Origin of the sequence: Xanthomonas sp. SS, assembly GCF_014236835.1 — a bacterium.
In the GTDB taxonomy this organism is placed as follows: domain Bacteria; phylum Pseudomonadota; class Gammaproteobacteria; order Xanthomonadales; family Xanthomonadaceae; genus Xanthomonas_A.
The window spans coordinates 3467926-3492797 of record NZ_CP051190.1 but is presented as its reverse complement, the minus strand read 5'-3'; the positions used below and the strand labels follow the sequence as shown (position 1 = coordinate 3492797).

The following is a 24872-nucleotide window of genomic DNA, read 5'->3' as shown; positions in this document are numbered from 1 at the left end:
GATCCCACTCTCTCGGGATTCACGCGTGGCTCAAAGGTCGATCTTCCTTCATTTTCTGCCAAGAGGGGGAATGAGCATCCGCAAACTCCTTTGCGTACGCTTCCGCGACAACGCTGGCAAGCGGCCCGGTCGCGTCGTTGCACGCGCCGCGCCGGACTGTTCCAGCGGCGTGGTGCCGAATGGATTGACCCGCCTGCGGCGCAGGTCCAGACTTGCGCCCTCATCACACCGTATCGCCCGCCCTCCCATGCCGCACGCACCGCTGCTGATATTGCCGACCGACGCCCTGCGCATCAGCGCAGGCCGGGTGCGCCTGCCTGACGGGATGGACCGAGCCGAGCCGTAGCGCTCCGCCGCCGCCGATCCGCCGCAGACAAGCACCCGATGGGTGCTTTTTTATTGCCTTTTTTCCAGCTGTCCCACCTCCGAAACGCGAAGGAGAACGTGCCATGCACTACGCCGCCGAACCGAAAACCTAGCCGCATGCCCAGTCGCCAACCGGGGCATGCGGCTTCCCCAGTGTTGGCAATGCGGAACCCATCTCATGAATACCCAAATCCTTTCCCGCTGGCGCAACCTCGGCATCATCGCCCACATCGACGCCGGCAAGACCACCCTCACCGAACGCCTGCTGTGGGCCACCGGCGCGATCCATCGCGTCGGCGAAGTCCACGACGGCGCCGCCACCACCGACTTCTCCGACATCGAACGCGCCCGCGGCATCACCATCGGCGCGGCCGCGGTGCAGGCGCAGTGGGCGCCGCGCGGGCAGCCGGCGCATCGGCTCACCCTGATCGACACCCCCGGGCACATCGATTTCGCGATCGAGGTGGAACGCTCGCTGCGCGTGCTCGACGGCGCGGTCGCGGTGTTCTCCGCGGTCGACGGCGTGCAGCCGCAATCGGAAACCGTGTGGCGCCAGGCGCGCCGGCACGGCGTGCCGCTGGTCGCGTTCGTCAACAAGATGGACCGCGCCGGCGCTTCGTTCGATGGCGTGCTGGCGCAGCTGCGCAGCAAGCTCGATGCCACGGTGTGGGCGGTCGGCGTGCCGCTGCCGGGCGATTCCGGCTTCGACGGCTGGGTCGATCTGGTCGGCCGCCGCGTGCTCGCATGGGACGGCGACGGGCGCATGGCCGCGCGCGCATGGAACACGGACGATGCCGCTGCGTTCGCCGAGGCACGCGAACGGCTGGTCGCTGCGGTGGCCGAGCACGACGACGCGCTGGCGCAGGCCTATCTGGAAGAGCGGGCGATCGACGACGACACGCTGCGCGTCGCGCTGCGCCGCGCCACCCTGGCCGGCGCCGGCGTGCCGGTGCTGGCCGGCTCGGCGTTCAAGAGCAAGGGCATCGAGCCGTTGCTGGACGCGATCGTCGACTGGCTGCCGTCGCCGCTGGACCGCCCGCCGGTGCCGGCGACGCGCGACGCGGACGACGTCGGCGGCACCGGCATGGCGCTCGCTGCGCTGGCGCCGGATCCGTCCGGCCCGTTGGCGGCGCTGGTGTTCAAGGTCGCGCATACCGCACAGGGGCCGCTGGCCTTCGTGCGTGTGTATGCGGGTACCTTGCGCGTCGGCGACACGGTGTGGACGTCGCAGGCGCGGCGCTTGCGCCGGGTCGGGCGGCTGGCGGTGGTGCAGGCGCAGCGCACCCACGACGTGACGCAGGCGGTTGCTGGCGAGATCGTGGCCATCCTCGGCTGGAAGGACGCGGCCAGCGGCGAGACGCTCAGCGGCGTCGATCAGCGCTGGGTGCTGGAAAGCATCCGTACGCAGCCGCCGGTGCTGGCGTGGCGGCTGGGCGCGACCAATGCCGCGGAGCTGGTGCGGATGGGGCAGGGACTGGCGCGGCTGGCGCAGGAAGATCCCTCGTTCCGGGTCGACAGCGATGCCGAGACCGGCGAAACGCTGGTGTGGGGCATGGGCGAGCTGCACCTGGAGGTGATGGTGGAGCGCCTGCGCAGCGAGTGGCAGGTGGACGTGCGTACCGGCGCGCCGCGCGTGGCCTACCAGGAAACGCTGCGCGCCGCGGCGCTGGGCGTGGTCGGGCGGCTGTCCAAGCAGAACGGCGGCCATGGCCAGTTTGCGCAGGTGGTGCTGGACCTGGTGCCGCGCACGGATGGCGAGGTCGTCTTCGCCGACCGCAGCCGCGGCGGCGTGGTGCCGAAGGCGTTCGTCGCCGCGACCGAGAAGGGCGTGCGCGCGGCGCTGGCGCAGGGCCCGCGCGGCTACCCGGTGGTGGGCGTGGAGGTGGTGCTGGTCGATGGCCAGGCGCATGCGGTGGATTCGTCGGACATGGCGTTCCAGCGTGCGGCGTCGGAAGCGGTGAAGGCCGCGCTGGCGCAGGCCGGCACGCTGCTGCTGGAGCCGGTGATGGCGTTGGCGATCGATACCCCGGCCGCCAGCGTCGGCGACGTGCTCGGCGATCTGCAGCGGCGCGAGGGACGCGTCGTGGCGATCGCCGAGCGCGGCGCGCGTGCCGACGTGGTCGCGCACGCGCCGCTGGCGCAACTGCAGGCCTACACCACCGCGTTGCGCTCGCTGACCCAGGGGCGCGCGTCGGCCAGCATGACCTTCGACGGCTACGAGGCGGTCAGGGCGGCGTAGATCGCCCGCTTGCGAGAGCTGCTGTACGAAGTCGAGGAGCCGGTTCGCCGGCTCCTCTTTTTTGCCTGGCGCTTGCGTGCACGCGGCGATCCGGGCTTCATAGGCGCCCCCGATACCGGAGCCGCGCATGCGTCGACTCGTTGCCATCCTTGCCTTCCTGCCTGCGTTCGCCGCGGCGCAGGCGCCGCCGTGCGCGACGCCGCTGCAGGTGGCGCAGCGGCTGTACCAGGCGCGCGATTTCTATTGGCGGCCGCAGAATCTGGACGGGCTGCTGACGCCGTCCTTCGCCCACGCGATCAAGGGCGAGCTCGCCTGTGCCGAGCGCGAGGGCATCTGCCGCCTGGACTACGATCCGTGGACCAACGCGCAGGACGGCGACATCCAGGGCGCGCCGCGCTTCACCCTGGTGTCCGGCGGCTCCCTGGCGACCGTGCTGGAGGTGCGGGTGGACTACCGGCTGGCGCATGGCGGTTCGGCCACCAAGCCGGGCTCGGTGAAGATCGAACTGCAGCGCCGCGGCAACGGCTGCTGGGCGGTCAGCGACCTGATCTCGCCGGACGGCGACTCGCTGTTCGCACGGCTGTCCGACACGCCGGAGTAAACGCAGCGCATAAAAAAAACCACGCCGACTGCGCCGGCGTGGTTCGGACGACCTGCCCGCGCCCTGCAGCGGGAGGGTAGGCGCGAAGGCGTCCGCGACTATTGCAGCTTCAGCATCACGATCGCCTTGGCCGGCAGCGCCACCTTCAGCGTGCCGCCCTGCAGGCTGGCGCCGCTAAACGCAGCCGGCTTCACCGCCTGCGGCTGTTCGAAGGTGTTGAGCGCGGTGATCTTCGGTGCGGTCAGGATCTGTCCGCTGACGCCGCTGGCCTGTACGCCGTCCACGCTCACCACCACCTCCGCAGCGCGGTTCGGGTCCAGGTTGGTCAGCGCCACGTAGACGTGGCCGTCCTTCGCCTTGACCGCCGAACCGTGCACCGACGGCACCGTGTACTCGCCGTGCTTGTAGTCGGGTGCCTTGATCTGCAGCGGCAGCGCGGTCGCGTCCTGGTACGGCTTGTACATCGCGAACACGTGGTAGGTCGGGGTCAGCAGCATCTTGTCGCCGTCGGTGAGGATCATCGCCTGCAGCACGTTGATCATCTGCGCGATGTTGGCCATGCGCACCCGGTCGGCATGCTGGACGAAGATGTCCAGGTTGAGCGAGGCCACCAGCGCGTCGCGCAGCGTGTTCTGCTGGCGCAGGAAGCCCGGGTTGACGTTGGGCAGTCCGCTGTACCAGGTGCCCCATTCGTCCACCACCAGCGCGACCTTCTTGCCCGGGTCGTACTTGTCCATGATCGCGCTGTGCTTGCTGATCAGTTCGTCCATCAGCAGCGTGCGCGACAGCGTCTCGATCCACGCGGTCTCGTCGAAATCGGTGGACGAGGCCCGCGGCGGCCAGCCGCCGGGGATGGTGTAGTAGTGCATGCTCAGCCCGTCCATGTACTTGGTGGCTTCGCGCATCATTACTTCGGTCCAGTGGTAGTCGGCATCGCTGGGGCCCGGCGCGATCTTCATGATCTTCTGATCGGCCGGCGCCTTGACGAAGGTCTGGTAGCGGCGGTACACGTCGGCGGCGTATTCCACGCGCATGTTGCCGCCGCAGCCCCACAGTTCGTTGCCGACGCCGAAGTACGGCACCTTCCACGGCGCCTCGCGGCCGTTGCCGCGGCGCTGGTTGGCCAGCGTGGACTTGGTCGGCGCGGTCATGTACTCGACCCATTGCGCCATCTCGTCCGGCGCGGCGTCGCCGACGTTGCCGGCCACGTAGGCCTGGGTGCCGAGCAGCTCGGTGAAGTCCATGAACTCATGGGTGCCGAAGCTGTTCGGTTCCTCGACGCCGCCCCAGTGCGTGTTGATGCTGGTCGGGCGCTTGGCGCGCGGGCCGATGCCGTCGCGCCAGTGGTATTCGTCGGCGAAGCAGCCGCCGGGCCAGCGGATGTTGGGCACGTCCAGCGCCTTCAGCGCCGCGACCACGTCGTTGCGATAGCCGCGGGTGTTGGGGATCTTCGAATCCGGCCCGACCCACACGCCGCCGTAGATGCCGTTGCCCAGGTGTTCGGCGAACTGGCCGAACAGGTTGCGCGAGACCTGCGCACCCGGCTGGTCGGCATGCAGCGTGCCGCGCACCGCGACGTCGGCGGCCTGCGCCAGGCCGGCGCCGAATGTCAGCGCGGCCGCCGCGGCGGCCAGCGGCAGGCGCCGCCGCCAGCGTCGCGCGGCGTTCTTCAGTGAGCGGGTCGAGAGCATCGTGGGTCTCCTGGATGGATGGGGCGGCGGTTCCCCGCAAGGACGCCTTGTCGGTGAAGGGCGGCACTCGCCGCGTGCGGCGCATGCAGTGGGACAACGGTGGCTGGCGTACGCGTAGCGAACAACGGCGGTGGCTGCTGGCAGGGCGCGGCACGATGGCGGAGGTATCGGTGCAGATCGCAATCCTTGTGACCGGTGATGGTGCGGCGGCACGGCAGCGGATCCCCGACCGCGGTTCGAGCATAGGCAGGCCGGCAGGTTGCGACCAATCACTTAAATCCTCGCTGCTATAGCCGATTCGCATTGCTGGTGCGGCTGTCCGGCGTCGTGCATTGCCGATGCGCTCCCCGATGCGCGCATCGAGGATAGGCGAGCGACCTATAGCGGACCAATGATTTAAATCGGCGTAGCGATATGGGGATTGCAATGATGCGATGCCGCAGATCGCATGCGTGGACTGCAGCATCGCACGCGCCTGGCGGTGGCGCGCGATCGCAGCTGCAAGTGCGCGGCGTGGTGCATCGATGCACCAACGCGCGCGGCGATGGCTTGCGAGCGGCCGTGCTGGTTATGCTGCGCGGCACGCGTGGACTCCGCACGCGCCCAACAAGGACCCCGCATGTCATCGATCTTCGGCCAGCTTCCCGACGGTACCGCCATCCAACGTGTGCTCCTGGACAGCGGCGCCGGCTTGCGCGCGGAAGTGCTGACCTACGGGGGCCTGCTGCGCGGCCTCAGCCTCGACACCGCGCGCGGCCGCACCGAGCTGGTCCTCGGGCTGCCGACGCTGGACGCGTACCTGCACGACCCGGCCTATCTCGGTGTGCTGGTCGGCCGCTTCGGCAACCGCATCGCCGGATCGGCATTCAGCGTGGACGGGCAGCGCTACGCGGTCACCGCCAACGAAGGCGCCAATCATCTGCATGGCGGCGCGAGCGGATTCGGGCGCCGGGTGTGGTCGGTGCAGGCGCAGTCCGAGCGCGGCCTGCAACTGCGCTACGACTCGCCGGCCGGCGAGGAAGGCTATCCCGGCAACGTGCAGGTCAGCGCCGAGTTCAAGGTGCACGGGCGCACCCTGGAACTGGAGTTCGCTGCGCAGACCGATGCGCCGACCCCGCTCAATCTCACTCATCATCCGTACTTCAACCTGGCCGGCGATGCCGGCGTGGCGGCCGCCGCGCAGTGGCTGCGGGTGCCGGCCGACCGCTACCTGCCGGTGGCCGACGCGGCGTTGCTGCCGACAGGGGAGGTCGCCGCCGTGGCCGACACGCCGTTCGACTTCCGCAGCCCGCGCGCGATTGGCGACAAGGACGGCGCGGCCGATCCACAGCTGCGCCTGAGCGGCGGCTACGACCACTGCCTGGTGCTGGCCGATCCGCGCGACTGCAGCGCCATCCTGTATTCGCCGCACAGCGGCGTGGCCATGCGCATCGCCAGCGCGATGCCGGCGCTGCAACTGTACGAAGGGCACTGGCTGGACCGCCAGCATCCGGGCCTGGGCCGCGGCGTATGCCTGGAGCCGCAGGGCTATCCGGATGCGCCGAACCAGCCGGGCTTTCCCGACACCATCCTGCGTCCCGGCCAGGTCTACCGGCACCGCATCGAATACCGCTTCGCCGAGGTCGGCGCGAATGCCGATTGGGCCGCGGTGGAGGCGGCGCTAGCCGATTGAGGTGTGATGCAGATCGCTGCCAGCAGCGATCGCGCTTCCTGTAGGAGCGGCTTCAGCCGCGACAGATCGTTTCCGCAGCCGATATTTCCTCGGCGCCGGCCGTCGCGGCTGAAGCCGCTCCTACACGGGATGCACTGACATCCCGATACCGACGCGCAGCCGCTACTGCGGATGCCCCAGCACCAGTTCGATGACGAACTTGCTGCCGAAGAACGCCAGCAGCAGCAACAGCATCGCCGCCAGGGTCCAGTGCACCGCCTTGATCCCGCGCCAGCCGTAGCGCCAGCGGCCGAACAGCAGCGCGCCGAACACGATCCACGACAGCACGCTGAGCACGGTCTTCTGCACCAGCCGCTGCGCCAGGAAATCCTGCACGAACAGCACCCCCGTCAGCAGGGTCAGGGTCAGCAGGATGAAGCCGACCACGATGGTGCGAAACAGCAGCGTCTCCAGCGCGGTCAGCGGCGGCAACGCGCGCAGCCACGGATGGAAGTCGCGACGCCGCAGCGCGCGCTCCTGCAGCCATAGCATCACCGCCAGCAGCGCGGCGATGCCCAGCGTGGCATAGGCCAGCAGCGCCATCCATGCGTGCAGCTGCAGCCGCCAGTCCAGCACCGGCGCCGGCTCGTGGCCGTGCGAGTGGTAGGCCAGCAGCAGCGCCGCCGACAGCGGGAATACCACCACGCCCAGCGCCGCCATGCGCCCGCTGGCGCCGACCAGCGCGGTCATCAGCGCCATGCCCAGGCTGACCAGCGACAGCGCGGCGAAGAAGTGCATGTCCGGCCCGCCGGCGGTGTGCAGTGCCACCTGCACGTGGTAGCCCGCATGCAGCGCCACCGCCGGCAGCGCCGCCCACAGCCAGGCGCGGCTGCGATCGACCCGGTCGCGCACCACCGAGCCGACCAGCAGGCCGGTGGCGGTGAGGTACAGCAGGGTCGCGACGAGGATGAAGAACATCGCGCCAGTTTCGCATATCGGGCCTGCGCTCGTGGCGGCGGCCCGGCCGATCGGACGCGCCCGTTCGCGCTGCGCCCACGACAGCACGCCATGCGGCTGCGGCGGCACCGGGAGCAAGCCGGCCGGCTGCGGCGCCAGGGCCGGCTCCGGGATCGCCGGCCGGCGCGGCTATAATCGACGACCGTTTCCCGTCTGCGACCCGCCCGCATGTTCGAATCCCTCACCCAACGCCTCTCCGGCACCATGCAGCGCCTGCGCGGCCGCGGCCGCCTGACCGAGGAGAACATCCGCGAAGCCACCCGCGAAGTGCGCATCGCGCTGCTCGAGGCCGACGTCGCGCTGCCGGTGGTGCAGGCCCTGATCGAGCGCATCAAGGTGCGCGCGGTCGGCCAGGAAGTGCTCAAGAGCCTGACCCCGGGCCAGGCGCTGATCAAGGTCGTGCGCGACGAGCTGACCACGGTGATGGGTTCGGCCGCCAGCGACCTCAACCTCAACGTGCCGGCGCCGGCGATCGTGCTGATGGCCGGCCTGCAGGGCGCGGGCAAGACCACCACGGTCGGCAAACTGGCCAAGCACCTGAAGGAAAAGCGCAAGAAGAAGGTGATGGTGGTCTCGGCCGACGTCTACCGCCCGGCCGCGATCGAGCAGCTGAAGACCCTGGCCGAGCAGGTCGGGGTGCTGTTCTTCCCGTCCGAGGCCTCGCAGCAACCGGTGGACATCGTCCGCGCCGCGATCGCCGACGCGCGCAAGTCCTTCGTCGACGTGCTGTTGGTCGACACTGCCGGCCGCCTCGCCATCGATGAAGCGATGATGACCGAGATCAAGGCGCTGCACGCCGCGATCAACCCGGCCGAAACCCTGTTCGTGGTCGATGCGATGACCGGCCAGGACGCGGCCAACACCGCCAAGGCGTTCAGCGAAGCGCTGCCGCTGACCGGGGTGGTGCTGACCAAGACCGATGGCGATGCCCGCGGCGGCGCCGCGCTGAGCGTGCGCTACATCACCGGCAAGCCGATCAAGTTCATCGGCGTGGGTGAGAAGCCCGACGGCCTGGACGTGTTCCATCCCGACCGCCTGGCCAGCCGCATCCTGGACATGGGCGACGTGCTGTCGCTGGTCGAGCAGGTCGAGCACCAGGTCGACAAGGACAAGGCGCAGAAGCTGGCCGAGAAGGTCGCCAAGGGCAAGAAGTTCGACCTCAACGACATGCGCGACCAGCTCGAGCAGATGCAGAGCATGGGCGGCATTTCCGGGCTGATGGACAAGCTGCCGGGCATGGGCCAGATCCCCGAGCACCTCAAGCAGCAGGTCGCCGGCAACAAGGACGTGCCGCGGATGATTGCGATCATCGGTTCGATGACGAAGAAGGAGCGGCGCAATCCGACCCTGCTCAACGGTTCGCGCCGCGCCCGTATCGCGCGCGGTTCCGGCACCCAGCCGGCCGACGTCAACAAGCTGATGAAGCAGTATCAGCAGATGGAAAAGATGATGTCGAAGATGGCCGGCGGCGGCATGAAGGGCCTGATGCGCGGCATGAAGGGCATGATGGGCGGCATGCGCGGCCGCGGCGGCCTGCCGTTCCGCTGAGCCGCTACCCTAAACCCCTCTCCCCCCGGGAGAGGGGTTGGGGGTGAGGGTAGGGGCGAAGCCACCTCGCCATGCATAGAGGGGCCAGGGCGAGGGTCGGAGCGAAAGCCACCTCGTCATGCATATGAGGGGATTGGGTGAGGATCCGGCGCGAAAGCGTCTCGTTGATTCGAAGAACACGAGGCTTCGCCCGTACCCTCATCCGGCCCTGCGGGCCACCTTCTCCCGGCGGGAGAAGGGAACAGCCCAGCGCGCATAGCCCCTCTCCCCCGGGAGAGGGGTTGGGGTGAGGGTCGGGGCGAAGCCACCTCGCCATCCAATCCAATGCAGCCTCATCCCTCGCATCCCGTGCCTGCTGTACCCCGCAGCCGCTGCGCCGAAACTGGCGATATCATCCGCTGCGCATCCGCCACGCGCAGTATCGACCCGCCATGAACGATTCGCTGCAACACCGCGTCACCGCGTTCTGCACCCGCTTCGCCCTGCGCGCACCGATCCTGTTGGCACCGATGGCCGGCGCCTGCCCGGTGCCGCTGTCGGTGGCGGTCGCGCAGGCCGGCGGCATGGGCGCGATGGGCGCGGTGCTGTCCTCGGTCGCGGACATCGGTGCCTGGATGGACGCGTTTCGGCGCGACACCAACGGACCGGCGCAGGTCAACCTGTGGGTGCCCGATCCGCCGCCGCTGCGCGATGCCGCAGCCGAGGCCGCCACCCGCGCGTTCCTCGCGCAGTGGGGGCCGCCGGTCGAAGCTGCCGCCGGCGATGCCGGTCCAGCCGATTTCGACGCGCAATGCGCCGCGCTGCTGGACGCGCGGCCGGCGGTGGCGTCCTCGATCATGGGCCTGTTCCCGCCCGCCTTCGTCGCGCAGCTGAAGCGGGCCGGCATCGCCTGGTTCGCCTGCGCCACCACGCTGGACGAGGCACTGGCCGCGCAGGCGGCCGGTGCCGATGCGGTGGTCGCGCAGGGCGCGGAGGCCGGCGGCCACCGCGGCGCGTTCGATGCGGCGCGCGCCGAGCAGCAGCTGACCGGGTTGTTCGCGTTGCTGCCTCGGCTGGCCGATCACTTGGACGTGCCGGTGATCGCCGCCGGCGGCATCGCCGATGGCCGCGGCATCGCTGCGGCACTGACCCTGGGGGCCAGCGCGGTACAGATCGGCACCGCCTTCCTGCGCACACCAGAGGCGGCGCTGGCGCCGGCCTGGGCCGACGCGCTGGCGCGCGCCGAGCCGGAACAGACGGTGCCGACCCGTGCGTTTTCCGGCCGCCTCGGCCGCGCGCTGGCCACCGACTACGTGTGCGCTGCCGCCGTGCCGACAGCGCCGCCGCCGCGCCCATACCCGGTGCAGCGCGGGCTGACCGCGCCGATGCGCCAGGTCGCGGTGCGGGAAGGCCGCCTGGCAGCGATGCAGGCCTGGGCCGGGCAGTCGGCGTGGATGGCGCCGGCGCAGCCGGCGGCGACGCTGCTCGACAGTTGGTGGGACCAGGCGCAGGCGCTGCTGTGAGCGCGAGGCTGTTCTGCGAAGGGCGGCCGGCGAGCGCGGACGTCTTGGCCGCGCCGGCGCTGGTCAACTACGGCCACTTCAGCACGATGCAGGTGCGCGACGGCGCGGTGCGCGGTTTCGACCTGCACCTGCAGCGGCTCGATGAGGCCACCCGCACGCTGTTCGGCAGCGAACTGGCGGCCGATCGGATCCGTGCGGAGTTGCGCGCGGCGTTGCAGGCATTCGGCAGCGGCGATGCGTCGCTGCGCGTCAGCGTGTTCGCCCGCGACTTCGATTTCCGTCACGCCAATGCGGCCTGCACGCCGCAACTGCTGGTGTCGCTGGCCGCGCCCGCGCAGGCGGACGCCACGCCCTTGCGGCTGCGCAGCGCGGTGTTCGCGCGCGAGTTGCCACAGATCAAGCACGCCGGCACCTTCGCCTTGTTCCACCAGCGCCGGCTGGCGCTGCAGGCCGGCTTCGACGATGCGCTGTTCGTCGATGCGCAGGGCCTGATCGCCGAGGGCTCGATCTGGAATCTGGGCGCCTGGGACGGGCAGGGCGTGGTGTGGCCGCAGGCGCCGGCCTTGCGCGGCACCCAGGAGCGGCTGCTGCAGGCCGGCCTGGCCGCGCTCGGCATCGCCCAGCAGGTGCGGCCGCTGCACCTGCACGAATTGGCCGGGTGTGCCGCCGCCTTCGCCTGCAACGCGCGCGGCCAGCAGGCCATCGCCGCGGTGGACGGGCAGGCGCTGGGGCCGGCCGCGGAGCTGTTGCGAATACTGAACGCGGCCGTCGAGACCCAAGCCTGGCAAGCCATCTGACCGATCTTGGGGCGACTTGGCAGCGTTCCGCGCGCCCGCTATAATCGCCGGCTCACCGCGCCATCCTGGCGACTGGGCAACACCGGAAAACTCACCATGGTCAAGATTCGCCTTACCCGTGGCGGCGCCAAGAAGCGCCCCTTCTACCACATCATCGTCACCGACGTGCGCAGCGCGCGCGACGGCCGCAACATCGAGCGTCTGGGCTATTACAACCCGGTCGCGCAGGGCGCCGAGCCGCGTATCGTGCTCGACCTGCCGCGCGTGGACCATTGGGTGTCCAACGGCGCGCAGCTGACCGACAAGGTGCGCAACCTGTACCGCGAAGCGAAGGCCCAGGCCACCGCGGCCTGATCCTGCGGGCCGCGCCTGGCGCGGCCCTTTCGGTTTTTGCACCTATGAAAGACAGCCAGCGCCGTATCCTGCTGGGCAGGATCCTGGGCGCCTTCGGCGTACGTGGCGAGGCCAAGCTCGAGTCGTGGACCGAGCCGCGCCTCGCCATTTTTCGCTACCAGCCCTGGATCGTGCGCAAGCCCGACGGCAGCGAAAGCAGCCTCAGCGGCGTGCGCGGCCGCGAATCCAGCAAGCATCTGGTGGTCACCTTGCCTGACGTCACCGATCGCGATGCGGTCGAGGCGCTGCGCGGCACCGAGATCTACGTGGCGCGCGATACCCTGCCGCCGCCCAAGCCCGACGAATACTACTGGGTGGACCTGGAAGGCCTGGACGTGCGCACCGTCGACGGCGTGGCCCTGGGCCAGGTTTCGCACCTGTTCTCCAACGGCGCCAACGACGTGCTGGTGGTGCGCGGCGACCGCGAGCGGCTGCTGCCGTTCGTGCAGCCGGACTACGTCAAGTCGGTGGATTTCGACGCCAACCTGATCGTGGTCGACTGGGACCCCGAGTTCTGAGCGAGGCGGCCGTGCGCCGGCTTCGCTCTTGCTCTGCCCATTCCCCGTTCCCGATTCCCCATTCCCCGCCCAATGCGCATCGACGTCATCAGCCTGTTCCCCGAGTTCGTCGCCCAGTGCGCCGCGTTCGGCGTGGTCGGGCGTGCGCAGGAGCGCGCGCTGCTGGCGCTGCACGGCTGGAACCCGCGCGACTACGCCACGGGCGGCTACCGCAAGGTGGACGACCGCCCGTTCGGCGGCGGCCCGGGCATGGTGATGATGATCGAGCCGCTGCAGACCTGCCTGCAGGCGGTGCGCGAGGCCGACCCGCAACCGGCGCCGGTGATCTACCTGAGCCCGCAGGGCGTGCCGCTGACCCAGTCCAAGGCCCGCCAGTTGGCTGCCTTGCCGCGGCTGGTGCTGCTGTGTGGGCGCTACGAAGGCGTGGACGAGCGCTTCGTCGCCGCCGCGGTGGACGAGGAGATCTCGATCGGCGACTACGTGCTGTCCGGCGGCGAACTGGCCGCGGCAGTGCTGGTCGATGCGGTCACCCGGCTGCAGGAGGGCGCGCTCAACGATGCCGAGTCCGCCGCGCAGGACAGCTTCGAAGGCCCGGACGGCCTGCTCGACTGCCCGCACTACACCCATCCGCGCGAGCACGCGCTGGGCGAGGTGCCGGCCATCCTGCGCTCCGGCAACCATGCCGCGATCGCGCGCTGGCGGCGCATGCAGGCGCTGGGTCGGACCTGGCTGCGGCGCCCGGATCTGCTGGACGAGGCGGCGCTGAGCGCGGCCGACCGCCGCCTGCTGGAGGAATTCCGCCAGGGCCTGCAGGCCGATCCGGCCCCCGTGCAGGAAAATCCATCCAAGCCCTAGCCATGACGGCGCGACTGGGTTAAAATGCCCGGCTTTCCGGCCTAGCCATCTGCGCTTGGCCCATACCTATATCGCGCAATCGCCGTGCGGCGACTGCCGGACCACCTCACCAGACACAAGCGGTGCCCACCATGAGCAAGCTCAACAAGACCATCCTGGCCGACTTCGAAGCCGCCCAGATCCAGCGCAAGCTGCCGGAGTTCAACCAGGGCGACACCATCGTCGTCAACGTCAAGGTGAAGGAAGGCAACCGCGAGCGCGTCCAGGCCTACGAAGGCGTGGTGATCGGCACCAAGAACGCCGGCCTGAACTCCTCGTTCACCGTGCGCAAGATCTCCCACGGCTTCGGCGTGGAACGCGTGTTCCAGAGCCACAGCGCCATCATCGACTCGGTCGAAGTGAAGCGCCGCGGCAAGGTCCGCGCCGGCAAGCTGTACTACCTGCGTGGCCTGGAAGGCAAGGCCGCCCGCATCAAGGAAGATCTGGCCGCCGCTGCGCAGGCCAAGGTCGCGCGTCAGGCCGCTGCGGCCGCCGCCAAGGCCGAGTAATACCCCAGCGACTCCGGTTGCTGCCGCGACGGCCGCCTTCGGGCGGCCGTTTGCGTTTGTGGGGCCGATATATCTGCGATGTCGCGGTAGCTGCCACGCTGCGCTCGATGTGCCGGGCTTGCGCTGGGCATGATGTGGGCTGGAGGTTCCGGTCGGGGCTGAAGCCCCTCCTACAGTGCACCCAGCCGGCTTGCCGCAAGTCCCTGTAGGAGCGGTTTCAACCGCGACCGAGCGAAGCCGCGGACCTTCCGCGTGGCTAGAGCGTCCGGTGCTCCAGCGCTGACCGCGTTCCTTCGATGCCGTTTCGGCCGAAGCGAAGCGAGAGCGCTTTCCCGGAGTCGTCGCAGGCTATGCGGGAGCGACTTCAGTCGCGACGCGACTTCCCGGAAAGCCTGTCGCCATCGAGGCCGCTCCCATAGGCGATTGCCTCGATCGAAACCCGACTACCAGCGCTCAGCGCGCCGGATCCTGCACGATCGACACGTCCGCGACCGCGGCCGGCGGCTGCGCCGGCACTTCCGCCGGATGCGCCATTTCCTCCGGGCGCGGCTGGCTCAGCATCTGCGCCTTGCGCCAGTTGCCCCAGCGGTAATAGGCCAGCGACAAGGCCATCGAGCAGATCGAACTGGTCGGGAAGCTCCACCACACCGCATCGGCGCCGAACTGTGGCTGCAGCAGCTGCGCGAACGGCACGCGGATGCCCCACAGCGCCAGCGCCAGGATCAGCAGCGGCGGCAGCACCGCGCCAGTGGCGCGGACCACGCCGGAGATCACGAAGGTCACGCCGAAGAACAGGAACGACCACACCGCGATGTGGTTGAGATGGCGCGCGATCTCCAGCGCCGCGCTGTGCGGCGGCAGGAACAGCGCCAGGGTCCAGCGGTCGAGCAGGATCAGCGGCGCGATCAGCGCGCCGGTCAGCAGGAAGTTGAACAGCACGCCCTGCCGCGCGGCCGCCGCGACCCGGTCCCAGCGCTGCGCGCCGACGTTCTGCGCGGCCATCGACGAACACGCCGCGCCGATCGCCATCGCCGGCATCTGCACGTAGGTCCACAGCTGCATCGCCGCGCCGTAGGCGGCCGATGTATCGGTGCCGTAGCCGTTGACCATCGAGATCATCACGATCATCGCCAGCGAGATCAGCACCATCTGCAGGCCCATCGGCACGCCCTTGACCACCAGCGCGCGCAGGATCGTCGGGTCGATGCGGAACAGCCGCGCGTCCTGCCGGCCCAGCCACAGCACATGGCGCTTGTGCCGCAGGTACAGCAGCAGGCCGCTCAGAGCGATGGCCTGAGCGATCAGCGTGGCCCAGGCGGCGCCGGCGATGCCCAGCTTCGGGAACGGCCCCAAGCCGAACAGCAGCAGCGGATTGAAGCCGATGTCCAGCGCCACCGACAGCAGCAGGAAGCGGAACGGGGTGCGCGAGTCGCCGGTGCCGCGCAGCGCCGCCGACAGGAACGCGAACGCGTACAGCAGCGGCATCGCCAGGAAGATCACCCGCAGGTAGGCCTCGGCCAGCGGCAGCGAGGCGGCCGGCGTGCCCATCGCCGCCAGCAGGTGTCGCGCCAGCCACCAGCCGCAGGCCGCGATCAGCACCGAGATGCCGATGAAGAAGGTGGCGCTGGTGCCCATCACCCGCCGCGCCTGCATCACGTCGCCGCGGCCCATCGCCTGGCCGATCAGGATGGTGGCGGCCATGCCGATGCCGAACACCGAGCCGATCAGGAAGAACATGATGCTGTTGGCGTTGGCCGCCGCGGTCAGCGCCGCCTCGCCGAGGTAGCGGCCCACCCAGATCGCATTGACCGACCCGTTCAGCGACTGCGCGATGTTGCCGGCCAGGATCGGCAGCGCGAACAGCAGCAACTGCCGGCCGATCGGGCCTTCGGTGAGCGCGGCGGACTTGGGCATCGCAGGCCTGCACGGACGGAAACGGGGAGCCGCGCACACTAGCACCTGCACGCGAAGCCGGGGAGGCAACGGATGGCAGATGTGGCGCTACCGGGAACGTCCTAGGCTGAATGCGTCGCTGCGGGGCCGGCTTGCAGCTGCTGGCACTGCGGTCGTCACACATCACTAGCCAAAGGAACTTGCAATGCCGAAGTCGCGCCGCAATCTGCAGTGGATCGGATGCAGCGCGCTGGCGCTGGCGCTGGCCGCTTGTGCCGACAACGCGCGCTGGGGCGATGCCACGGTGCGGCCCGGCGAGCGACCGGAATGCCTGGTCGGCGAGGACGACAGCGCGCTCCCGCGCCGTGCCGACGGTCTGGCCGCCAGCCAGCGCGAGCAGCGCTGCCATCCGCAGGAGTCGCTGCAGTGGTCCAGCGAGCGACGCGACGAGCGACCGATGAACGTGGAGTTCCGCAAGCACGATGAATGAACCGCTAGTGCAACCGAGTGTGGTCCGGCTGGATGTCTGGCTGTGGGCCGCGCGCTTCTTCAAGACCCGCAGCGTGGCCAAGCAGGCGGTGGAAACCGGCAAGGTCGACGTAGCCGGGCAGCGCCCGAAATCCTCGCGCGCGGTGCGCGTGGGCGAGCAGTTGCGCGTGGAGCGCGGCGAGGAGGTGTTCGAGATCCAGGTGCTGGCGCTCAGCGACGATCGCGGCCCGGCCAGCGTCGCGCAGACGCTGTACCAGGAGAGCGAGGCCTCGCGCGAACGGCGCGCGCAGCAACGCGCGCAACGCAGCGCCGAGCGCAACGGCTACCAGGCTCCCGATGGCAAGCCGGACAAGCGCGCACGGCGCCTGATCCGCGCGCTGGGCGATCTGGACGCGTTGTAGAGGCTTTGACGGGGACGGCCGTTTCCGAAGACGCCGCTCGATGCCCGCGGCCCCTCGCTCGCTTTCGCCGGGTGGGGCGCTTTCCCAGGCTCGTGCAGTCGGGACTGAAGTCCCTCCCACAGTGCACCCAGCCGGCGCGCCGCAAGTCCCTGTAGGAGCGGCTTCAGCCGCGACGAACGAAACGATGAACCGATCGGTGTCGGAGAGTGTCGGGACTGAAGTCCCTCCTACAGTGCACCCAGCCAGCGCGCCGCAAGTCCCTGTAGGAGCGGCTTCAGCCGCGACGAACGAATCGGTGAACCGAACGGTGTCGGAGAGTGTCGGGACTGAAGTCCCTCCTACAGTGCACCCAGCAGGCGCGCCGCAGATCCCCTGTAGGAGCGGCTTCAGCCGCGACGAACGAAGCGGTGAACCGATCGGTATCGGAGAGTATCGGGACTGAAGTCCCTCCCACAGCGCACCCAGTTGGCGTGCCGCAAGTCCCTGTAGGAGCGGCTTCAGCCGCGACGAACGAAGCGGTGAACCGATCGGTATCGGAGAGTGTCGGGACTGAAGTCCCTCCTACAGTGCGCCCAGCCGGCATGCCGCAAAAATTCCCTGTGGGAGCGGCTTCAGCCGCGACGAACGAAGCGATGAACCGAACGGTGTCGGAGAGTGTCGGGACTGAAGTCCCTCCTACAGTGCGCCCAGCCGGCGCACCGCATATCCCCTGTAGGAGCGGCTTCAGCCGCGACGAACGAAGCGGTGAACCGATCGGTATCGGAGAGTGCCGGGACTGAAGTCCCTCCTACAGTGCACCCAGCCGGCGCACCGCAGATCCCCTGTAGGAGCGGCTTCAGCCGCGACGAACGAAGCGGTGAACTGATCGGTGTCGGAGAGTGTCGGGACTGAAGTCCCTCCTACAGTGCGCCCAGCAGACACGCCGCAAATCCCCTGTGGGAGCGACTTCAGTCGCGACGAACGAAGTGGTGAACCTGTCGTTGTCGGAAAGTGTCAGAACAGGTGATTTGAGGCCATCCCTAATCACTTCCACGACCCAGCTTCGCATCAGCCGTAGTGTTGCGATATCCATGTCACGACGCTCACGCAAAAAAACGCCCAAGCAAGCCCAGGCGTTTTTGCGTGTCACAAAGCGCAGAAACTGCCGCCATCAACCAGCCCCAGATCACCCGGGCAGGCCCAATCGACCAGCAGCCTGCCCGACGCACCTGGCAGGCCGTCGACCTATCTCACGCCGCCAGATCGAAACGATCCAGCTGCATCACCTTGCTCCAGGCCGCGACGAAGTCCTGCACGAACTTCTGCTGCGCGTCGGCGCTGGCGTACACCTCGGCAAGAGCGCGCAGGATCGCGTTGGAGCCGAACACCAGATCCACGCGCGTACCGGTCCATTTCTGCTCGCCGCTGGCGCGGTCGCGGCCTGCATACAGCTCTTTGCTGTCCGAGGTCGCCTTCCACTCGATCCCCATGTCCAGCAGGTTGGCGAAGAAGTCGTTGCTGAGCGTGTCGGCGCGCTCGGTGAACACGCCGTGCGCCGCCTGCCCGACATTGGCGCCGAGCACGCGCAGGCCGCCGATCAGCACGGTCATCTCCGGCGCGGTCAGGGTCAGCAGCTGCGCCTTGTCGATCAGCAGCGCTTCGGCGGAGACCGCGTAGCGGCGCTTGCTGTAGTTGCGGAAGCCGTCTGCCGCCGGTTCGAGCACCGCGAACGATTCGACGTCGGTCTGCGCCTGCGTGGCATCCACGCGCCCGGGGACGAACGGCACGGTCAGCGTCTGCCCCGCGTTCTTCGCGGCCTGCTCGACCGCGGCGGCGCCGCCGAGCACGATCAGGTCGGCCAGCGAGATCTTCTTGCCGCCGCTCTGGGCGCCGTTGAACTGCGTCTGGATCCGCTCCAGCACGGACAGCACCTGCGCCAGCTGTTCGGGCTGGTTGACCTCCCAATCCTTCTGCGGGGCCAGGCGGATGCGCGCGCCGTTGGCGCCGCCGCGCTTGTCCGAACCGCGGAAGGTGGAGGCAGACGCCCAGGCGGTCGAAACCAGCTGGGCGATGCTCAGGCCCGAACCGAGCAGCGTCTGCTTCAGCGCGGCGATGTCCTGCGCATCGACCAGCGCGTGGTCCAGCGCGGGGATCGGATCTTGCCAGACCAGTTCTTCGGCCGGCACCTCGGGACCCAGGTAGCGCGCACGCGGCCCCATGTCGCGGTGGGTCAGCTTGAACCAGGCGCGGGCGAAGGCATCGGCGAACTGCTCGGGGTGCTCCAGGAAGCGGCGCGAGATCGCGGCGTAGGCCGGATCGAAGCGTAGCGCCAGGTCGGTGGTGAGCATGGTCGGCAGATGCTTCTTCGACGCATCGTGCGCGTCCGGGATCAGCGCCTCGGCGTTCTTCGCCACCCATTGGTGCGCGCCGGCCGGGCTCTTGCTCAGTTCCCACTCGAACTTGAACAGGTGTTCGAAGAAATCGTTGCTCCACTGCGCCGGGGTGCTGGTCCAGGTGACTTCCAGGCCGCTGGTGATGGTGTCGCCGCCCTTGCCGCTGCCGAATCGGTTGTGCCAGCCCAGGCCCTGCGACTCCAGGTCGCTGGCTTCCGGTTCGGCGCCGACATTGTCGGCCGGGCCGGCGCCATGGGTCTTGCCGAAAGTGTGGCCGCCGGCGATCAGCGCCACCGTCTCTTCGTCGTTCATCGCCATGCGCGCGAAGGTGTCGCGGATGTCCTTGGCGGCGAGCAGCGGATCGGGGTTGCCGTCCGGGCCTTCCGGATTGACGTAGATCAGGCCCATCTGCACCGCGGCCAGCGGGTTCTCCAGATCCCGCGTGTGCACGTCGCCATCGGCGTCGTCGTCGGAGACCAGCACGCCACCGGCCTTGTCCACGCCGTCCGAGCCATGCGCATAGCGCACGTCGCCGCCCAGCCAGGTGGTCTCGCGGCCCCAGTACACGTCCTGATCCGGCTCCCAGGTGTCTTCGCGACCGCCGGCGAAACCGAAGGTCTTGAAGCCCATCGATTCCAGCGCGACGTTGCCGGTGAGGATCATCAGGTCGGCCCAGGAAATGGCCTGCCCGTACTTCTGCTTGATCGGCCACAGCAGGCGCCGCGCCTTGTCCAGGCTGACGTTGTCCGGCCAGCTGTTGAGCGGGGCGAAGCGCTGCTGGCCGCGGCCGCCGCCGCCACGGCCATCGCCGGTGCGGTAGGTGCCTGCGCTATGCCAGGCCATGCGGATGAACAACGGGCCGTAATGGCCGAAGTCGGCCGGCCACCAGTCCTGCGAATCGGTCATCAACGCGCGCAGGTCCTGCTTCAGCGCCTGCAGGTCGAGGGCATTGAAGGCCTTGGCGTAATCGAACGTCTCGCCCAGCGGATTGGACTTGGACGAGTGCTGGCTGAGCAGGTCCACGCGCAATTGCTTGGGCCACCAGTCCTTGTTCGTGGTGCCGCTGCTGGCGGCGCTGTGGAACGGGCACTTCGATTCGCTGGTCATGGCTAGGGCTACCTTGATGGACGCTGGGTGGCCGCGCGCCGTGGTCGTGCGGTGCGCGTGATGGCGAGGCCGGGCGGTTTGGATGCAAGGAGTGCAAGCATGGCGCGCGGCGATTGGAAGACACGATAGGCGGGAGCGTTGCGGTAGGGAATTCGAATGATCCTACGGGATCGATAGGTGGTGCCTATAGGATGGCGGTGCGTAGCGGTTCGAGGATCGCGGTGGAGCATGTCCGGGTTTTGACCGGATCGCGCCGACCGGCGTCGGCACTCTCTGGACAACGCGCCCGCGGACGTATGTCGCCTGCCGGTGTGGAAATCGGTGATCTGCAGCGCGGGGGCGACTAGCGCATCGGATGCACTATGCAGCGCGACGGCGAACCTCCACGGCGATCGGAAACGGCAAAGCCCACTATCCTGTCGCGATGACCATCCGTGCCACCCGTTTGCTGCATCTGCTCGACGCCCTGCGCGGACGCCGCCGGCCGGTGGCAGGCGCCGAGCTCGCCACCGCGCTGGGCGTCAGCCTGCGCACGCTGTACCGCGATATCGCGACCTTGCGCGTGCAGGGCGCCGACATCCTCGGCGATCCCGGCGTCGGCTACGTGCTGCGTCCCGGCTTCCTGCTGCCGGCGCTGAATTTCACCGAGGACGAACTGGAGGCGTTGACCCTGGGCGCGCGCTGGGTGGCGCGCCAGGCCGATCCGGAACTGGCGCAGGCGGCGCAGCGCGCGGTGGCGCGGATCGCGGCCACGCTGCCCGGCAATCTGCGCCTGTCGATCGAGACCAGCGGGCTGCTGGTGCCCGCCGCCGCAGACGTGCCGCCGCCGGCGCCGTGGCTGCCGGTGCTGCGCCATGGCATCCGCCTCGAGCACGTGCTGCGGATGGACTACACCGATGCCAACGGCGCTGCCTCGCAGCGGTTGATCTGGCCGTTCGCGATGGCCTTCTTCGGTGGCTACGGCATGATCGCCGCGTGGTGCGAACTGCGCCGCGATTTCCGCCACTTCCGCGCCGACCGGGTGCTGGCCCTGGCCGACGACGGCGAACGCTATCCCTCGCGCCGGCATCTGCTGATCAAGCGCTGGCGCGCGGCCACCGGCTACGGCGCCGACTACTGACAGTACCTGTCAGCAGGGCAGGACCAGACTGCAGGCTGTTCACCACGGAAGTCTGCCCATGTCCACCGAGATCGTGCTTTACACCCACCCCATGTCGCGCGGCCGCGTCGCCCGCTGGATGTTGGAGGAAACCGGCCTGCCGTACCAGGCGGTCATCCTCGACTACGGCACCACGATGAAGGCGCCGGAATATCTGGCGATCAACCCGATGGGCAAGGTGCCGGCGCTGCGCCATGGCGACACCGTGGTCACCGAGAACGCGGCGATCTGCGCCTACCTGGCCGATCTGGTGCCGGAGCGGCAACTGGCGCCGCCGCCGGGATCGCCGGCACGCGCCGACTACTACCGCTGGCTGTTCTTCATGGCCGGGCCGTTCGAGGCACTGTTGACCGCGAAGGAAGGTGGCGCGCTGGCACCGGCACGCAGCGCCGGCTATGGCCGCGAGGCCGACCTGATGCAGACGCTGGAGCAGGCGGTCGCGGGCCGCGAATACCTGGCCGGCGACCGCTTCAGCGCGGCCGATCTGTATGCCGCCGCATGCCTGGGGTACTACATGCGCATCGGCCTGCTCGAGCCGCGCCCGGCATTCGCCGCGTTCGCGCAGCGCCATGCCGACCGTCCTGCATTGCTGCGTGCCAGTGCGATCGACGCTGCATTGCTCGCGGCGCATCCGCATCCGGACATGCCGGCAAGTGTGGCGCCGGCGAGCGCATAGCGGACGCGATTCGCCGGCGGTTGTGCGTGCTGCGCCGCCGTACCCTCACCCCAGCCCCTCTCCCGATGGGAGAGGGGCTAGCGGCTGTTCCCTTCTCCCACCGGGAGAAGGTGGCCCGCAGGGCCGGATGAGGGTACGGGCGAAGCCTCGTGCCCCCAAACACCCCGAGACGCTTCGCGCCGTACCCTCACCCCAACCCCTCTCCCGGTGGGAGAGGGGCTAGCTGCTGTTCCTTCTCCCATCGGGAGAAGGTGCCCCGAAGGGGCGGATGAGGGTACGGGGCGCAGCCTCGTGCAACCCCTCTCCCGACGGGAGAGGGGCTGAAGCCGCACTGCGCTACAGCAGCGACTTGAGCCGGTACAAGGCTTCCAGCGCCTGCTTGGGCGTCAGCTCGTCCGGGTCCAGCGCGGCCAGCGCGTCCTGCGCCGCCGACGGGGCGGCCGCGAACAGGCCGAACTGCTGCGGCGCGTCCAGCGCCTGTGGCGCCATCTGCGATGCGTGGCTCTCGCCTCCGCGCTGCTCCAGCTCCGCCAGCCGCCGCCGCGCCTGCGCGACGGTGGCTTTCGGCAGGCCGGCCAGCGCCGCCACCTGCAGGCCGAAACTGCGGTTGGCCGGGCCGTCCTTGACCGCGTGCATGAACACCAGTTTGTCGCCGTGCTCGACCGCGTCCAGGTGCACGTTGGCGATGCCGCTGGCGCCGCCTTCGACCGATTCGTCGGCCAGCGCGGTCAGTTCGAAATAGTGCGTGGCGAACAGGGTGTAGCAGCGGTTGTGGTGGGCCAAATGGCGCGCCACCGCGTCGGCCAGGGCCAGGCCGTCGTAGGTCGAGGTGCCGCGGCCGATCTCGTCCATCAGCACCAGCGACTGCGCGCTGGCGTGGTGCAGGATGTAGCTGGTCTCGGCCATCTCGACCATGAAGGTGGACTGGCCGCGCGCCAGGTCGTCGCCGGCGCCGATGCGGGTCAGGATGCGGTCGATCGGGCCGATCACCGCACGCGTTGCCGGCACATAGCTGCCGATGTGCGCCAGCAGCACGATCAACGCGTTCTGGCGCATGTAGGTGGATTTACCGCCCATGTTCGGGCCGGTGATCACCAGCATGCGCCGGTCCGGATGCAGGTCCAGGTCGTTGGGTTCGAACGGCTGCTCGCGCACCGCTTCCACCACCGGATGGCGGCCGCGTTCGATGCGCAGGCACGGCGCGGTCTCCAGTTCCGGCTGCGCCCAGTCCAGCGCCTGCGCGCGCTCGGCGAAGCCGGCCAGCACGTCCAGTTCGCTGAGCGCGGCGGCGGCGCGCTTGAGCGGCTCCAGGCGATCGCCCAGCGTGTCCAGCAAGGCTTCGTACAGCAGCTTCTCGCGCGACAGCGAGCGCTCGCGCGCCGACAGCACCTTGTCCTCGAAGTTCTTCAGTTCCTCGGTGATGTAGCGCTCGGCGTTGGTCAGCGTCTGCCGCCGCGTGTAATGCACCGGCGCCTTTTCCGCCTGGCCCTTGCTGATCTCGATGTAGTAGCCGTGTACGCGGTTGTAGCCGACCTTCAGTGTGGCGATGCCGCTGCTGGCGCGCTCGCGCGCTTCCAGGTCGATCAGGAACTGGTCGGCGTGGGTGCTGAGCCGGCGCAGTTCGTCCAGCTCGGCGTCGTAGTCGGCGGCGATGACGCCGCCGTCGCTGAGCTTGAGCGGCGGCTGCTCGGCGATCGCCGAGGCCAGCAGGTGCGCGATCTCGTCGTGCTGGCCCAGTTCCGCGGCCAGCGCGGCCAGCCGTGGCGAATCCAGCGGCGCCAGGATCGTGCGTACCGCCGGCAGCAGGCCCAGGCCGTCGCGCAGCGTGGAGAAGTCGCGCGGGCGCGCCGAGCGTAGCGCGACGCGGGTGAGGATGCGTTCGATGTCGCCGAGCGCGCGGAACGCATCGCGCAGATCGGCATCCGCGCCGCGATCGATCAGCGTGCCGACCGCATGGTGGCGCTGCACCAGCACCTCGCGCAGGCGCAGCGGGCGGTGTAGCCAGCGCCGCAGCAGGCGCCCGCCCATCGGCGTGACCGTGCTGTCCAGCACGCCGAGCAAGGTGTTGCGGGTGTCGCCGTCCACGCGCGTGTCCAGCTCCAGGTGGCGGCGCGTGGCGGCGTTCATCGCGATCGCCTCGGCCGCGGTTTCCATCGCGATCGCGGTCAGGTGCGGCAGGCGCTGCTTCTGCGTCTCCTCCACGTAGCCGAGCAGTGCGCCAGCGGCGGCAGTGGCGCGCGGCTTGTCGTCGATACCGAAGCCGCTGAGGTCGTGCAGCTGGAAGAAGTTCAGCAGCTGGCGGCGGCCGCTGTCGGCGTCGAACAGCCATGGCGCGCGGCGGCGCACGCCGCGGCGCTCGCGCAGGAACTCCGGCCATTGGTCTTCGTCTGGTACCAGCAGCTCGGCTGGTTCCAATCGCGCCAGCTCCGCTTCCAGCGCGTCCTCGCTATCGACCTCGTTGACCAGGAAGCGGCCGCCGGCCAGATCGGCCCAGGCCAGGCCGTAGCCGTGCTTGTTGCGCGCGATCGCCATCAGCAAGGTGTCGCGGCGCTCGTCGAGCAGCGCCTCGTCGGTGACCGTGCCCGGGGTGACCACGCGCACCACCTTGCGCTCGACCAGGCCCTTGGCCAGCGCCGGATCGCCGATCTGTTCGCAGATCGCCACCGACTCGCCCAGCGCCACCAGTCGTGCCAGATAGCCCTCGTAGGCATGCACCGGCACCCCGGCCATCGGGATCGGCGCACCGCCGGAACTGCCGCGCTGGGTCAGGGTGATGTCCAGCAGCCGCGCGGCCTTGCGCGCGTCGTCGTAGAACAGTTCGTAGAAATCGCCCATGCGGAAGAACAGCAGCAGGTCCGGGTACTCGGACTTGGCGGCGAAGAACTGCTTCATCAGCGGGGTGTGTTCCGCGGCGCTTCCAGGAGATTGGGTTTTTTCTCGATTTTGCATCTGATTCAATGATTTAAGGAATTTCAGGTTGGCTGGCTGTGGGCAAGTATGGACGTGTGCAGCCAGCAAAGGACAGGGTGGCGCGGCTTCAGCCTGGCTC

The 24872-nt window shown here is 69.2% G+C and carries 19 protein-coding genes; 14 read left to right on the top strand and 5 right to left on the bottom strand.

The window, feature by feature from the left end; translation table 11 throughout:
* Positions 1 to 544: 544 nt before the first annotated feature.
* Positions 545 to 2605 carry an elongation factor G gene (gene fusA / locus HEP74_RS14440; protein ID WP_185813466.1) on the top strand — a complete coding sequence of 687 codons (2061 nt, stop codon included), beginning with the start codon at positions 545 to 547 and terminating at the stop codon, positions 2603 to 2605.
* A 127-nt stretch (positions 2606 to 2732) separates the two neighbouring features.
* A complete protein-coding gene (locus HEP74_RS14435; RefSeq protein ID WP_185813465.1) occupies positions 2733 to 3206 on the top strand; it encodes a hypothetical protein in 474 nt (157 codons plus the stop codon).
* 98 nt (positions 3207 to 3304) lie between these two features.
* On the opposite strand, the gene HEP74_RS14430 is transcribed toward HEP74_RS14435, so the two are convergent.
* Complete coding sequence (locus HEP74_RS14430; RefSeq protein ID WP_185813464.1) at positions 3305 to 4897, bottom strand: alpha-N-arabinofuranosidase; 1593 nt, start codon at positions 4895 to 4897, stop codon at positions 3305 to 3307.
* Positions 4898 to 5516: 619 nt separating this feature from the next.
* Between HEP74_RS14430 and HEP74_RS14425 the strand changes: the two genes are divergently transcribed.
* The gene (locus HEP74_RS14425) at positions 5517 to 6569 is read left to right on the top strand and encodes an aldose epimerase family protein (RefSeq protein ID WP_185813463.1); all 1053 of its coding nucleotides are present in this window, start codon (positions 5517 to 5519) and stop codon (positions 6567 to 6569) included.
* 162 nt (positions 6570 to 6731) lie between these two features.
* Here HEP74_RS14425 and HEP74_RS14420 read toward each other — a convergent pair whose 3' ends face one another.
* Positions 6732 to 7526, bottom strand: coding sequence for a cytochrome C assembly family protein (locus HEP74_RS14420; protein ID WP_185813462.1), 795 nt, complete (start codon positions 7524 to 7526; stop codon positions 6732 to 6734).
* Positions 7527 to 7733: 207 nt separating this feature from the next.
* Here HEP74_RS14420 and ffh point away from each other — a divergent pair, with 207 nt between their 5' ends.
* From ffh to rplS, 7 genes are all read left to right on the top strand, one after another.
* Complete coding sequence (gene ffh / locus HEP74_RS14415; protein ID WP_185813461.1) at positions 7734 to 9113, top strand: signal recognition particle protein; 1380 nt, start codon at positions 7734 to 7736, stop codon at positions 9111 to 9113.
* Positions 9114 to 9544: 431 nt separating this feature from the next.
* A complete protein-coding gene (locus HEP74_RS14410; protein ID WP_185813460.1) occupies positions 9545 to 10615 on the top strand; it encodes an NAD(P)H-dependent flavin oxidoreductase in 1071 nt (356 codons plus the stop codon).
* Positions 10612 to 11412 (top strand): aminotransferase class IV family protein, encoded by an 801-nt coding sequence (locus tag HEP74_RS14405; RefSeq protein WP_185813459.1) that lies wholly within the window; start codon positions 10612 to 10614, stop codon positions 11410 to 11412. Before HEP74_RS14410 ends, HEP74_RS14405 begins: the two co-directional genes overlap by 4 nt.
* 96 nt (positions 11413 to 11508) lie before the next feature.
* A complete protein-coding gene (gene rpsP / locus HEP74_RS14400) occupies positions 11509 to 11766 on the top strand; it encodes a 30S ribosomal protein S16 (RefSeq protein ID WP_046977266.1) in 258 nt (85 codons plus the stop codon).
* 44 nt (positions 11767 to 11810) lie between these two features.
* On the top strand, positions 11811 to 12323 hold the full coding sequence (gene rimM / locus HEP74_RS14395) for a ribosome maturation factor RimM (protein ID WP_185813458.1): 513 nt from the start codon (positions 11811 to 11813) through the stop codon (positions 12321 to 12323).
* A 72-nt stretch (positions 12324 to 12395) separates the two neighbouring features.
* The gene (trmD, locus tag HEP74_RS14390) at positions 12396 to 13178 is read left to right on the top strand and encodes a tRNA (guanosine(37)-N1)-methyltransferase TrmD (protein WP_185813457.1); all 783 of its coding nucleotides are present in this window, start codon (positions 12396 to 12398) and stop codon (positions 13176 to 13178) included.
* A 131-nt stretch (positions 13179 to 13309) separates the two neighbouring features.
* Positions 13310 to 13726 carry a 50S ribosomal protein L19 gene (rplS, locus tag HEP74_RS14385; RefSeq protein ID WP_003470862.1) on the top strand — a complete coding sequence of 139 codons (417 nt, stop codon included), beginning with the start codon at positions 13310 to 13312 and terminating at the stop codon, positions 13724 to 13726.
* A 453-nt stretch (positions 13727 to 14179) separates the two neighbouring features.
* Here rplS and HEP74_RS14380 read toward each other — a convergent pair whose 3' ends face one another.
* Positions 14180 to 15640 (bottom strand): MATE family efflux transporter, encoded by a 1461-nt coding sequence (locus tag HEP74_RS14380; RefSeq protein ID WP_185813456.1) that lies wholly within the window; start codon positions 15638 to 15640, stop codon positions 14180 to 14182.
* 184 nt (positions 15641 to 15824) lie between these two features.
* Here HEP74_RS14380 and HEP74_RS14375 point away from each other — a divergent pair, with 184 nt between their 5' ends.
* Complete coding sequence (locus tag HEP74_RS14375; RefSeq protein ID WP_185813455.1) at positions 15825 to 16109, top strand: hypothetical protein; 285 nt, start codon at positions 15825 to 15827, stop codon at positions 16107 to 16109.
* The gene (hslR, locus tag HEP74_RS14370) at positions 16102 to 16509 is read left to right on the top strand and encodes an Hsp15 family ribosome-associated heat shock protein (protein ID WP_185813454.1); all 408 of its coding nucleotides are present in this window, start codon (positions 16102 to 16104) and stop codon (positions 16507 to 16509) included. The genes HEP74_RS14375 and hslR overlap by 8 nt, the downstream gene beginning before the upstream one ends.
* A gap of 1229 nt (positions 16510 to 17738) precedes the next feature.
* On the opposite strand, the gene katG is transcribed toward hslR, so the two are convergent.
* Complete coding sequence (katG, locus tag HEP74_RS14365; RefSeq protein ID WP_185813453.1) at positions 17739 to 19988, bottom strand: catalase/peroxidase HPI; 2250 nt, start codon at positions 19986 to 19988, stop codon at positions 17739 to 17741.
* 424 nt (positions 19989 to 20412) lie between these two features.
* Between katG and HEP74_RS14360 the strand changes: the two genes are divergently transcribed.
* Entirely contained in the window at positions 20413 to 21108 is a 696-nt protein-coding gene (locus HEP74_RS14360) for a helix-turn-helix transcriptional regulator (RefSeq protein WP_185813452.1), read from the top strand.
* Between the two features lie 58 nt (positions 21109 to 21166).
* Entirely contained in the window at positions 21167 to 21823 is a 657-nt protein-coding gene (locus HEP74_RS14355; protein WP_185813451.1) for a glutathione S-transferase family protein, read from the top strand.
* 336 nt (positions 21824 to 22159) lie between these two features.
* On the opposite strand, the gene mutS is transcribed toward HEP74_RS14355, so the two are convergent.
* Entirely contained in the window at positions 22160 to 24772 is a 2613-nt protein-coding gene (mutS, locus tag HEP74_RS14350; protein ID WP_185813450.1) for a DNA mismatch repair protein MutS, read from the bottom strand.
* Positions 24773 to 24872: the final 100 nt, after the last annotated feature.

Coding starts and splice junctions, on each gene's coding strand:
- fusA (WP_185813466.1), top strand. CDS start 545: ATGAATACCCAAATCCTTTCCCGCTGGCGCAACCTCGGCATCATCGCC.
- HEP74_RS14435 (WP_185813465.1), top strand. CDS start 2,733: ATGCGTCGACTCGTTGCCATCCTTGCCTTCCTGCCTGCGTTCGCCGCG.
- HEP74_RS14430 (WP_185813464.1), bottom strand. CDS start 4,897: ATGCTCTCGACCCGCTCACTGAAGAACGCCGCGCGACGCTGGCGGCGG.
- HEP74_RS14425 (WP_185813463.1), top strand. CDS start 5,517: ATGTCATCGATCTTCGGCCAGCTTCCCGACGGTACCGCCATCCAACGT.
- HEP74_RS14420 (WP_185813462.1), bottom strand. CDS start 7,526: ATGTTCTTCATCCTCGTCGCGACCCTGCTGTACCTCACCGCCACCGGC.
- ffh (WP_185813461.1), top strand. CDS start 7,734: ATGTTCGAATCCCTCACCCAACGCCTCTCCGGCACCATGCAGCGCCTG.
- HEP74_RS14410 (WP_185813460.1), top strand. CDS start 9,545: ATGAACGATTCGCTGCAACACCGCGTCACCGCGTTCTGCACCCGCTTC.
- rpsP (WP_046977266.1), top strand. CDS start 11,509: ATGGTCAAGATTCGCCTTACCCGTGGCGGCGCCAAGAAGCGCCCCTTC.
- rimM (WP_185813458.1), top strand. CDS start 11,811: ATGAAAGACAGCCAGCGCCGTATCCTGCTGGGCAGGATCCTGGGCGCC.
- trmD (WP_185813457.1), top strand. CDS start 12,396: ATGCGCATCGACGTCATCAGCCTGTTCCCCGAGTTCGTCGCCCAGTGC.
- rplS (WP_003470862.1), top strand. CDS start 13,310: ATGAGCAAGCTCAACAAGACCATCCTGGCCGACTTCGAAGCCGCCCAG.
- HEP74_RS14380 (WP_185813456.1), bottom strand. CDS start 15,640: ATGCCCAAGTCCGCCGCGCTCACCGAAGGCCCGATCGGCCGGCAGTTG.
- HEP74_RS14375 (WP_185813455.1), top strand. CDS start 15,825: ATGCCGAAGTCGCGCCGCAATCTGCAGTGGATCGGATGCAGCGCGCTG.
- hslR (WP_185813454.1), top strand. CDS start 16,102: ATGAATGAACCGCTAGTGCAACCGAGTGTGGTCCGGCTGGATGTCTGG.
- katG (WP_185813453.1), bottom strand. CDS start 19,988: ATGACCAGCGAATCGAAGTGCCCGTTCCACAGCGCCGCCAGCAGCGGC.
- HEP74_RS14360 (WP_185813452.1), top strand. CDS start 20,413: ATGACCATCCGTGCCACCCGTTTGCTGCATCTGCTCGACGCCCTGCGC.
- HEP74_RS14355 (WP_185813451.1), top strand. CDS start 21,167: ATGTCCACCGAGATCGTGCTTTACACCCACCCCATGTCGCGCGGCCGC.
- mutS (WP_185813450.1), bottom strand. CDS start 24,772: ATGCAAAATCGAGAAAAAACCCAATCTCCTGGAAGCGCCGCGGAACAC.